We start from the raw sequence: 10270 nt of genomic DNA, 5'->3' as shown, positions 1-10270 counted from the left end.
AGGCGGGGGCTTAAATTATGCCGGAGCGGTAGTGGCTGCAAAAAAAGGCTTGAAGGTTGCTCTTATTGAAAAAGAGTTATCCCATATTGGAGGAACCTGCCTGCATAATGGATGTATTCCTTCAAAACATCTTCTTCATTTAGCAAAAACAAATATAAAATTAAAAGATGAGGCTTTTAGAATAAAAGAGGATAGGATTAGATTAAAAATAGCTCATAAAAAAATAGAAGATATTATTAAAAAGGCGACAAAATCTATCATTTTTCAATGTGAGAGCGCAAATGTTGAAATTTTTGAGGGTAAAGGATATGTAATCGATAGCAATACGGTAAAAGTAGCAAACAAAACAATAAAAGGTAAATATATCATAATCGGAACAGGATCACAGCCTAATATACCTGATGGAATTGAATACAATAAAGAGAGTATTGTAACGAGTGACGAGATTTTAAATTTGAGTGATTTTCCAAAAAATATAGCAATATACGGAAGCGGTGCTATAGGCCTTGAGTTTTCGTCATTTTTTGCCGCAAACAATATTGAGACCACACTTATTTATAGACACGATTCTATATCAAATAAAATACACCCTTTAATTGTTGAAAAGATTGAAAAAGAATTAAAAGATCTAGGCGTAAAGTTAATGCCAAATACTCAGATTTTAGAAGCAAAAGATTTTGAAAAAAGTGCAAAAATAACTACCAATAAGGGGGTTTTTGATTTTGACAAGCTTCTTGTGGCTACCGGAAGGGTGCCAAATACTGAGGTGATAAAATATAACAAAATAGAAGTAGATAAAAAAATTGTAACGGATGATTTTTTTGAAACTACCCTCTCAAACCATTTTGCAATTGGAGATTGTAACGGAAAACTTCTTTTGGCCCACGCAGCAAGAGCCCAAGTTTTAAATGTGGTTGATAGAATCTTAAACAATAAAAAAAGATTAAATCTTAAAAATATCCCAAAATTTATCTATACCCTTCCGTTGCAATACGCCGCAATAGGTCTTACTAAAACATATCTTGAAAAAAATTCGATAGAGTATAAAGAATCGATCTTTCCTTTAAGCGCTTTGGCTTTATCATATGCTACAAAAAGCGAAGAAGGGGTGGTTATTTTATATAGCGATAAAGAGGATTTTATAATAGGAGCAGAGCTTTTTATGCCAAACGCAGAAGAGTTAATAGGCATAATCAGTGTCGCTTTGAGCGGTGAACTTGATAAAAAAAGCTTTTTAAAAGCCGTTTTTGCTCATCCAACCTTTAGTGAAGCGATGGAGAGAGCCGCAAGGAGGATATAGTAATGAAAATAGGAATTATAGGTGCTGGGAATGTTGGAGTTGGAATCGCAGATGCTCTAACATATTTGGGAATCGGAAAAGAGATAATTTTATATAATCGACATATTCAAAAAGCTTTGGGAGAAGTTTGGGATTTAAACGACTCTATTCCTCTATTAAGTAAAGATATATTCCATAAAGCTACCGACAATTTAAAAGATCTAAAAAATTGCAACATTATAGTCATAACGGCCGGCGTAAAGCAAAAACCGGGACAAACAAGAATAGATCTTTTAAGGGAGAATTTTATAATTATTAAAGATCTTATATCTAAGATAGATGAGATAAATCAAGAAGCGATCATAATAATGGTAACAAATCCTGTCGATATTTTAACAAGAGTGGCTATTAAACTTTCAAAAAGAGATAAAAATAAAATTTTTGGAAGTGGCACGGTTTTGGATAGTATAAGACTTAGAGAAGCTATAGGAGAGATAACAAAAATTAATAGAAAAAATATCCACGCGTATATAATCGGAGAACACGGAGATAGCGAATTTGCCCTATGGTCGGCATGTCATATTGGACCTTTGAGAATAGAAGATTTTGATATAGATGAAAATAAAAAGGTTTTTATTGAAGAAAAAGTTAGAAAAAGAGCCTATGAAATAATAGAAAAAAAAGGTTTTACAAAACAGGCTATTGGCGTTAGCGTTGCAAATATTATAAAAGCTATACTTGAAGATGAGAAAAAGATCTTTACTCTATCGGTTCCAATAGAGAAAAGCTGCGGTTGCGTAAAAGAAGATGTTTGTCTATCAATTCCGGTAGTTGTAGGAAATGATGGCATTGAAAAAAAGATGCTATTAAGATGTGATGAAGATGAGTTTGAAAAATTTAAAAATAGTGCAAAAAAACTTGATGAAATTTACAATAAATTAAATTTGGACTAAAAAATGAAAAAGAATAGGTTTAAAAGAAAATTTCCTTGGCAATCTCCAAAACTAAAATCTGAAGACCCAAAAGCATGGTCTTTAGTCAAAAAATTAATAGAGAGTCCAAACTATAAACTCGCAGAAGAAGATGTAGATTTTTTGCAGTCAGATGATACAAGAAGCATAAGATTGGAGCTTGACTATTTAAAAGCAGAGCTTATTATGAAAAAGATGGGTATAAAACATACTATAGTCGTCTTTGGAAGCGCAAGAATAATGGAGCAAAAAACAGCTATTAAAAAACTAAAAGAGGTGCAAAAAAGAGTTGAAAAAAATCCTACAGATAAAAAACTTTTACACGATCTACTTGTTGCCGAAAGAATGGTAGAAAAAAGTAAATATTACGATGATGCTAGAGAGTTTGGCAGATTGGTTGGAAAAAGCGGAAAAGGACCCCAAGATTCAAGTGTAGTTATAATGACGGGGGGAGGTCCAGGCATTATGGAAGCCGCAAATAGAGGAGCCTATGATGTTGGAGCAAAATCTGTGGGACTAAATATAGATCTACCTCATGAACAGTATCCAAATCCTTATATTTCCGAAGAGCTCTGTTTTAGATTTCACTATTTTGCTATTAGGAAACTCCATTTTTTACAAAGAGCAAAAGCGCTGGTTATTTATCCTGGAGGATTTGGGACTTTTGATGAACTATTTGAGACTTTAACTTTGGTTCAAACTCAAAAAACCGATCCTATCCCTGTAGTTTTAATAGGAAAAGAGTATTGGCAAAAAGCGGTAGATTTTGATTTTTTAAAAGATGAGGGTGTTATTGATTGTTACGATTTGGAGATTTTTTCTATAAAAGAGAATGCTAAAGAAGCTTGGGAATATATTTTAAATTGGCATAAAAAAAGAAGAGCGCCACTTTTTGACTAAAAGGAATAAGTATGGGAAATTTTATAAAGTTTTTTAAAGAGTTAAGCATAAAAGATGTTGCGCAAGTGGGAGGAAAAAACGCAAGTTTAGGAGAAATGTATAATCAGCTTACACCTTTGGGAGTAAAGGTTCCAAACGGATTTGCCGTAACCGCCGAAGCTTATAAATATTATATTGAAAAAAATAATCTTTTTGAAAAACTGAAAAAACTTTTTGAAAACTTTGATCCAAGCGATATAGATGCATTAAAAAAGGTTGGAAAGAGTGCAAGGGAGTTGATCTTAGAAGCTTCTATACCAAAAGATTTGGAACTTGAGATATTAAAAGGATATGAAGAGTTAAAAAAAGAGTATTCAAAAGATGTTAGTTTAGCCGTTAGAAGTAGCGCAACTGCCGAAGATTCGCCAACAGCATCATTTGCCGGTCAAAATGAGAGCTATCTAAATATAAAAGGCGAAAAAAATCTTTTACAAGCTTATAAAAAGTGTCTTGCCTCAAATTTTACAGATAGAAGTATTAGTTATAAATATACTCACGGTTTTGATCCTCTAAAAGTATATCTTTCAGTAGTAATTATGAAAATGGTTAGAAGCGATAAAGCAAGTAGTGGAGTAATGTTTAGCATAGACACTGAAAGCGGCTTTAGAGATGTGGTATTTATAAACTCCTCTTGGGGGCTGGGAGAAAATATCGTTCAAGGCTCAATCAATCCAGACAGTTTTTATATTCATAAACCAACATTCAAAAAAGGGTTTAGAGCAGTTTTAAAAAGAAAGCTCGGATCAAAAGAAAAAACTATGATTTTTAGCCAAAAAGAAGAGATTTCCAATTTGGCCGAGCAGTTTACCAAAAATATAAAAACTCCTATAGAAAAGAAAATGAAATTTTCCATAAGTGATGATGAGGTATTAAAGCTTGCCGATTGGGCTATAAAGATAGAAGAACACTACTCAAAAATTTACGGCAAATTTATGCCGATGGATATGGAATGGGCAAAAGACGGCTTTGATAATGAATTGTATATGGTCCAAGCAAGGCCAGAAACTGTGCATTCTCAAGAGGTAATTACAAAGTTTAAAATTTATAAACTTTTAGAAAAATCAAAAGTTATTTTAACCGGAAATGCAGTTGGAGAAAAAATAGGTGCCGGAGCCGTTAAGATTTTAAAAACTCTTGGCGAGTCTGATAAATTCAATGAAGGAGATGTTTTGGTAGCTCCTACTACAAGTCCCGATTGGGAACCTATCATGAAAAAAGCAAGCGCCATAATAACAGAAACCGGCGGTAGAACATGCCATGCCGCAATCGTTAGTAGAGAGCTTGGAAAACCAGCGGTTGTAGGAGCAAAAGATGCCACAAAAATTTTAAAAGATAATCAAAAAGTAACGGTAAGCTGTGCTGAAGGTGAGATAGGAAAAGTGTATGAGGGCATTTTAAAATATGAAATTGAAGAGGTAGATATCTCAAAACTACCTCGCCCAAAAACAAAAATTATGATGAATTTGGGAAATCCGGATATCGCTTTTTCATTGGCAAAACTTCCGGTTGACGGTATAGGACTTGCTAGAATGGAGTTTATTATAAATAACTATATTAAAGCTCATCCAATGGCGATAATCCATAAAGAGTTATTAAGCGATACGGAAAAAGCCCTTATTGATGAGCTCTCTTTTGCTTTTGAAGGAGATGCTGAGGATTTTTTTATAAAAACTCTTAGCGAAGGAGTTGCAACTATTGCAAGTGCGGTCTATCCAAAAAAATGTATTGTTAGAATGAGTGATTTTAAAAGTAACGAATACGCAAACCTTCTTGGGGGAAGACATTTTGAACCTATTGAAGAAAATCCTATGATAGGATTTAGAGGTGCTGCTAGATATACCCATCCAAACTATAAAGAGGGATTTGAATTGGAGTGCAAAGCTTTAAAAAGAGCGATTTTTGAGATGGGATTTGAAAATATTGTCTTAATGATACCATTTTGTAGAAGAGTTGAAGAGGCAAAAAGAGTTAAAAAAGCTTTAATTAAAAACGGGCTTGAAAATGTAAAAGTTTATATGATGTGTGAAATACCCAATAATGTTATCTTAATTGATAAGTTTTTAGAGATATTTGACGGAATCAGTATAGGAACAAACGATTTAACACAACTTACTTTAGGAGTAGATAGAGATAGCCAAATAGTATCTTTTGATTATGACGAAAGAGATGAAGGCGTAAAAAAGATGGTAAAATTGGCGGTTGATGGGGCTAAAAAAGCAAAAAAATACTCTGGGCTTTGCGGGCAAGCTCCTTCAGACTACCCTGAATTTGCCAAATTTTTAGTAGATATAGGTATAGAGAGTATGAGTCTAAATCCAGATAGCGTCTTAAAAATTATAAAAGATATAACAAAAATGGAGGAAAAATGAAACTAATACTTTTAAGACACGGACAAAGCCAATGGAACGCAAAGAACCTATTTACGGGCTGGATTGATGTAGATCTTAGCGAAAAAGGCAAAAATGAAGCAAAAAGAGCTGGAGAGTTGTTAAAAGAGGCAAACCTTTTTCCAAATATCTGTTTTACTTCATATTTAAAAAGAGCTATTCATACCGCACAAATTGCATTAAACTCACTTAATTGGGAACATATTGACGTTATTAGGAGTTGGAAATTAAACGAAAGGCATTATGGAAACTGGCAAGGGAAAAATAAAGATGAAGTAAAAGCCGAATATGGCCAAGAACTTTTTATGGCTGTTAGAAGAGGATATGATACTCCACCTCCTCCCATCGAGCCTACAGATGAAGATTATGAAAAAAGATTGCCAAAAGATTTGAAATATGAAAATATCGATATTCCCAAAAGCGAATCCTTAAAAGATACACGAGAAAGAGTTGTGGAATATTTTTTTGAAGAGATTTTTCCTTCATTATTGGTTTATAAATCTGTTTTAATAGCGGCTCACGGTAACTCTTTAAGAGCTTTGATAATGTTTTTAGAAAAAATCGATAAAAAAGATGTAAATAAAATAGAAATCCCAACGGGAGTTCCTATCGTTTATGATCTTGATAGTGAGTTGAATATAAAAGATAAAAAAATTTATCAACATTAAGGAAAATCATGGTAACGGTAACCTCTTACGGCGCGGCAAAAACCGTAACCGGCTCATGTCATCTGATAGAGTTTGAAAATAGGATGAAAATTTTAATTGATTGTGGGATGTATCAAGGAGTTGATGAGGATAAAAATTTTGAGCCATTAGGCTTTGATCCAAAAGAGATAGATTATCTTCTTTTAACCCATGGACATTTAGACCATGTAGGTAGAGTTCCTTTACTTGTTAAAAACGGATTTAAAGGCACCATTATAGCTACTGCGGCAACTTTTGATATAGCAAAAATAGTTCTTTTAGATAGTGCAAAACTGATGGAAGAGGAGTTTAAAACAAGATTTAAAAAAGCTCAAAGAAGAGGGAAAGAAAAAGAGGTAAGAAAACCTCTATTTACCGAAAAAGATGTAAAAAGAGTTTTTAAACAAAAAAAATTAAAAGTAAAATATGGACAAAAAATAAAACTTTCAAAAAAAATAACCGCTGTTTTTAAGGATGCTGGGCATATCATAGGTTCTGCGTTTATAGAGATCTCTTATCCTGAATTTCATAAAAAAAATAGCGTTATTTTCAGTGGAGACCTTGGAAATAAAAATAACGGCGTTTTACCTCCTCCCAAAAAACCAGATCCCACTCAAAATCTTTTTATAGAATCAACTTATGGAGATAGATACCATAAATCTTATGAAGATACAATAATTGAATTTAAAAAAGTAATTATAGAAACCCTACTAAATAGAGGAAATGTATTAATTCCCTCTTTTGCAATCGAAAGAACGCAACAGATACTTTGTATCTTGAAAGAGATGGATAAAAAAAGAGAGTTATCAAGAAACGTAAGAGTTTTTTTAGATAGTCCTATGGCAATAAAAACGACAAAAGTTTATAAAAAATATAAAAATCTCCTCTCAAAACATTGTAAAAGTTTTGGCAATCCTTTTAGTTTTCCCCAGCTAAGACTCGTTACTAAAGTGGAAGATTCAAAAAAGATAAACGATCTAAAATGGGGAAATATAATAATCGCCGGTAGCGGTATGTGTAACGGTGGAAGAATATTGCACCATTTTAAACATAGACTCTGGAACAGAAAAAATAGCGTAATATTTGTGGGGTATCAGGCAAAAGGGACGTTGGGAAGAGAGATCGTAGATGGCGCAAAATTTGTAAAGATTTTTGACGAAGAGATTATTGTAAAAGCAAAAATTCACACCATTAACGGATTTTCTGCTCATGCCGATCAAAGAGAGTTGCTTGATTGGATGGAAGAGATACAGGATTTAAAAAAGATATTTTTGATACATGGAGAAGAGGATAAACAGTTAATTTTTAAAGAGGTAATAAAAAATTATATGAATATAAAAGCCCATATAGTTGAACCTAAAGAGAAGATTTTTATATAAAGTATGAAGATAGAATTTATCGAAATAGAAACTATTAAATATGAAGACTCTTTAAAATTGATGGATAAGATCATAGATAAAGCAAAAAAGAGTAAAAAAAATTTTTTGATATTTTGTACTCATCCTTCGGTATACACAATAGGAAGTGATAAAGTGGATTATGAAAATATAAAAGTGGTAAAAAGTGATAGAGGAGGATCGATAACTTACCATGATGAGGGATGTTTGATGGTATATTTTATATTTCATATCGCATCTCCTCCCCTCTTTTACAAAAAAGTTTTAAATGTTTTTCATAATTTTTTTAAAAAGTTCTCAACTAAAATCTATTATGACAAAAAAAGACCGGGATTTTATATAGAAAATAGAAAAATAGCCTCTTTGGGTTTTAGATATAAAAACGGTATATCAAAACATGGAGTATCCATTCATATAAATCCCGATCTTAAAAAATTCAATCTTATAAAGCCTTGCAATCTTGAAGGAGTTATTGCTACCTCTTTTGAAAAAGAAAATATTGATTTAAAGATAAAAAATGCTAAAAAAATATTAAAAGAGTTAATATATGAAGAGTTTTGCAAAACCAAAAGTTAAGGCCCCATCTTTTGAGCTAATATCAAAAACAAAGACCATTTTGGATAAATATAATATAAATACAGTTTGTATCCAATCTTTGTGTCCAAATATAGCTGAGTGTTTTGGTAGAAAAAGCGCTACATTTTTAATACTTGGAAATATCTGCACAAGAGATTGTAAATTTTGCAATATTCTTCATAAAAAACCCAAAGATCCGGATTTAAAAGAACCTGAAAAAATCGCTAAAGCCATAAGTGAGCTGGGCTTAAAATATGTTGTTATAACTTCCGTTGATAGAGACGATTTGAAAGATTTAGGCTCTTTTATGTTTGTAAAGTGTGTCCAAGAGATTAAAAAAATAGATAAAAATATTAAAATAGAACTTTTAACTCCAGATTTCCAAGGTAAAACAGAAATTTTAGAAAAAATCATAGATTCAAAACCTTATAAACTATCCCACAATATAGAGACAGTAAAAAGTTTGTATAAAAAGGTAATGCCAGGATGTAGTTATGAGAGAAGTTTAAAAGTTCTATCTTTTTACGCAAAAAGCAAAATCATTACAAAAACTTCCTTGATGGTAGGACTTGGAGAAAAAAAGGATGAGTTAATAGATACATTTAAAGATCTGTTAAAAGCGGGAGTAAAACAGTTAACCATAGGCCAATATCTCTCCCCTTCAAATAAACATTTTCCGGTATTTAAATATTACAGTGACGAAGAGTTTGAAGAGTTAAAATATATTGCTCTAAAGATGGGTTTTTTAGCAGTGGAGAGTTCAAAACTAACAAGAAGCAGCTATTATGCAGATATTTTGTAAAATTTAATCAAAATATAGTTAAAATATAAAAAATATAAGGAGTTATCCATGATCGAATCGGTTTTAAAAGAGAATAGAATTTTTTATCCAAATCCTGAAATTTCAAAAAAAGCAAACATAAAAAGTATGCAAGAGTATGAAAAACTTGTTAAATGGGCAAAAGAGGATTTTGAAGGTTTTTGGGACCATTTCGCAAAAGAAAAATTAAATTGGAAAGAGCCCTACACTAAAGTTTTGGATGACTCACAAGCCCCTCATTATAAATGGTTTATTAACGGAAAACTAAATATTACAGAGCATTGTTTAGATAGACATCTTGAAAAAAGAGGAGATAAAGTAGCCATAATTTTTGAAGATGAGATAGGCAATATCCAAAAAATTACCTATAAAGAGCTTTACAAAAATGTTAACAAGTTTGCAAATCTTTTAAAATCTTTTGGAGTAAAAAAAGGAGATAGAGTTGTTTTATATATGTCTATGATTCCGCAACTTGCTATCGCTATGCTTGCTTGCGCAAGAATAGGCGCTATACATTCGGTTGTTTTTGCCGGATTTTCCGCAAACGCGTTAAGAGATAGGATAGAAGATGCTGCCGCAAAAATAGTTATCACTTGTGATGGAGGATATAGAAAAGGAAAAATCCATAATATAAAGGCCGTAGTAGACGAAGCTTTAAAAGAGCCCTTAAAAAGCGTAGAAAAAGTTTTAGTTTATGATAGAGATATTATAGATATAAATTTGGTTGAAAATAGAGACATAAAAATCAATAAAATGTTAGAAGAGATGGAAGAGGTTTGTGAACCAGAGATTCTTGATAGCGAAGATATATCTTTTATTTTATATACCTCTGGAAGCACCGGAAAACCAAAAGGCGTTCAGCACTCGGTTGCAGGTTATCTTTTGTGGGCAATAATGACTATGGAATGGGTATTTGATATAAAAGATGAAGATATTTATTGGTGCACGGCAGATATTGGATGGATCACGGGGCATACTTATATCGTATATGGTCCTCTTGCTACCGGAGCGACGACTATTATGTATGAAGGAGTTCCAGTTTACCCAGATGCCGGTAGATGGTGGAGGATGATAGAAAAATATAAAGTTACAAAATTTTACACTGCCCCTACGGCTATAAGGATTTTAAAAAAAGTGGCACCCAATGAGCCAAAAAATTATGATTTAAGCTCCCTTGAGATTTTAGGAACCGTTGGTGAGCCGATAGATCCTGAG

General features: G+C 32.4%; 9 protein-coding genes. All 9 read left to right on the top strand.

Annotation, left to right across the window (positions count from 1 at the left end):
• On the top strand, positions 1–1300 hold a 1300-nt coding region (locus AC30RD_RS03420; RefSeq protein WP_489492826.1), incomplete at its 5' end, for a dihydrolipoyl dehydrogenase family protein.
• A 2-nt stretch (positions 1301–1302) separates the two neighbouring features.
• Complete coding sequence (locus AC30RD_RS03415) at positions 1303–2232, top strand: L-lactate dehydrogenase (protein ID WP_489492825.1); 930 nt, start codon at positions 1303–1305, stop codon at positions 2230–2232.
• Positions 2233–2235: 3 nt separating this feature from the next.
• Positions 2236–3150, top strand: coding sequence for an LOG family protein (locus AC30RD_RS03410; protein ID WP_489492824.1), 915 nt, complete (start codon positions 2236–2238; stop codon positions 3148–3150).
• An 11-nt stretch (positions 3151–3161) separates the two neighbouring features.
• On the top strand, positions 3162–5558 hold the full coding sequence (gene ppsA / locus AC30RD_RS03405; RefSeq protein ID WP_489492823.1) for a phosphoenolpyruvate synthase: 2397 nt from the start codon (positions 3162–3164) through the stop codon (positions 5556–5558).
• Entirely contained in the window at positions 5555–6244 is a 690-nt protein-coding gene (locus AC30RD_RS03400) for a 2,3-bisphosphoglycerate-dependent phosphoglycerate mutase (RefSeq protein WP_489492822.1), read from the top strand. The genes ppsA and AC30RD_RS03400 overlap by 4 nt, the downstream gene beginning before the upstream one ends.
• An 8-nt stretch (positions 6245–6252) precedes the next feature.
• Positions 6253–7641, top strand: coding sequence for an MBL fold metallo-hydrolase RNA specificity domain-containing protein (locus tag AC30RD_RS03395; RefSeq protein WP_489492821.1), 1389 nt, complete (start codon positions 6253–6255; stop codon positions 7639–7641).
• 3 nt (positions 7642–7644) lie between these two features.
• Entirely contained in the window at positions 7645–8235 is a 591-nt protein-coding gene (locus AC30RD_RS03390) for a lipoyl protein ligase domain-containing protein (RefSeq protein WP_489492820.1), read from the top strand.
• Positions 8207–9037 (top strand): lipoyl synthase, encoded by an 831-nt coding sequence (gene lipA, locus AC30RD_RS03385; protein WP_489492819.1) that lies wholly within the window; start codon positions 8207–8209, stop codon positions 9035–9037. The genes AC30RD_RS03390 and lipA overlap by 29 nt, the downstream gene beginning before the upstream one ends.
• Before the next feature lie 48 nt (positions 9038–9085).
• The coding region (locus tag AC30RD_RS03380; protein ID WP_489492817.1) for an AMP-binding protein at positions 9086–10270 on the top strand (1185 nt) is incomplete at its 3' end.

This window comes from Nitrosophilus sp. (assembly GCF_982775275.1).
The sequence above is the reverse complement of the archived record's forward strand: the minus strand, read 5'-3'. Positions and strand labels throughout refer to the sequence as shown.

Coding starts and splice junctions, on each gene's coding strand:
- AC30RD_RS03415 (WP_489492825.1), top strand. CDS start 1,303: ATGAAAATAGGAATTATAGGTGCTGGGAATGTTGGAGTTGGAATCGCA.
- AC30RD_RS03410 (WP_489492824.1), top strand. CDS start 2,236: ATGAAAAAGAATAGGTTTAAAAGAAAATTTCCTTGGCAATCTCCAAAA.
- ppsA (WP_489492823.1), top strand. CDS start 3,162: ATGGGAAATTTTATAAAGTTTTTTAAAGAGTTAAGCATAAAAGATGTT.
- AC30RD_RS03400 (WP_489492822.1), top strand. CDS start 5,555: ATGAAACTAATACTTTTAAGACACGGACAAAGCCAATGGAACGCAAAG.
- AC30RD_RS03395 (WP_489492821.1), top strand. CDS start 6,253: ATGGTAACGGTAACCTCTTACGGCGCGGCAAAAACCGTAACCGGCTCA.
- AC30RD_RS03390 (WP_489492820.1), top strand. CDS start 7,645: ATGAAGATAGAATTTATCGAAATAGAAACTATTAAATATGAAGACTCT.
- lipA (WP_489492819.1), top strand. CDS start 8,207: ATGAAGAGTTTTGCAAAACCAAAAGTTAAGGCCCCATCTTTTGAGCTA.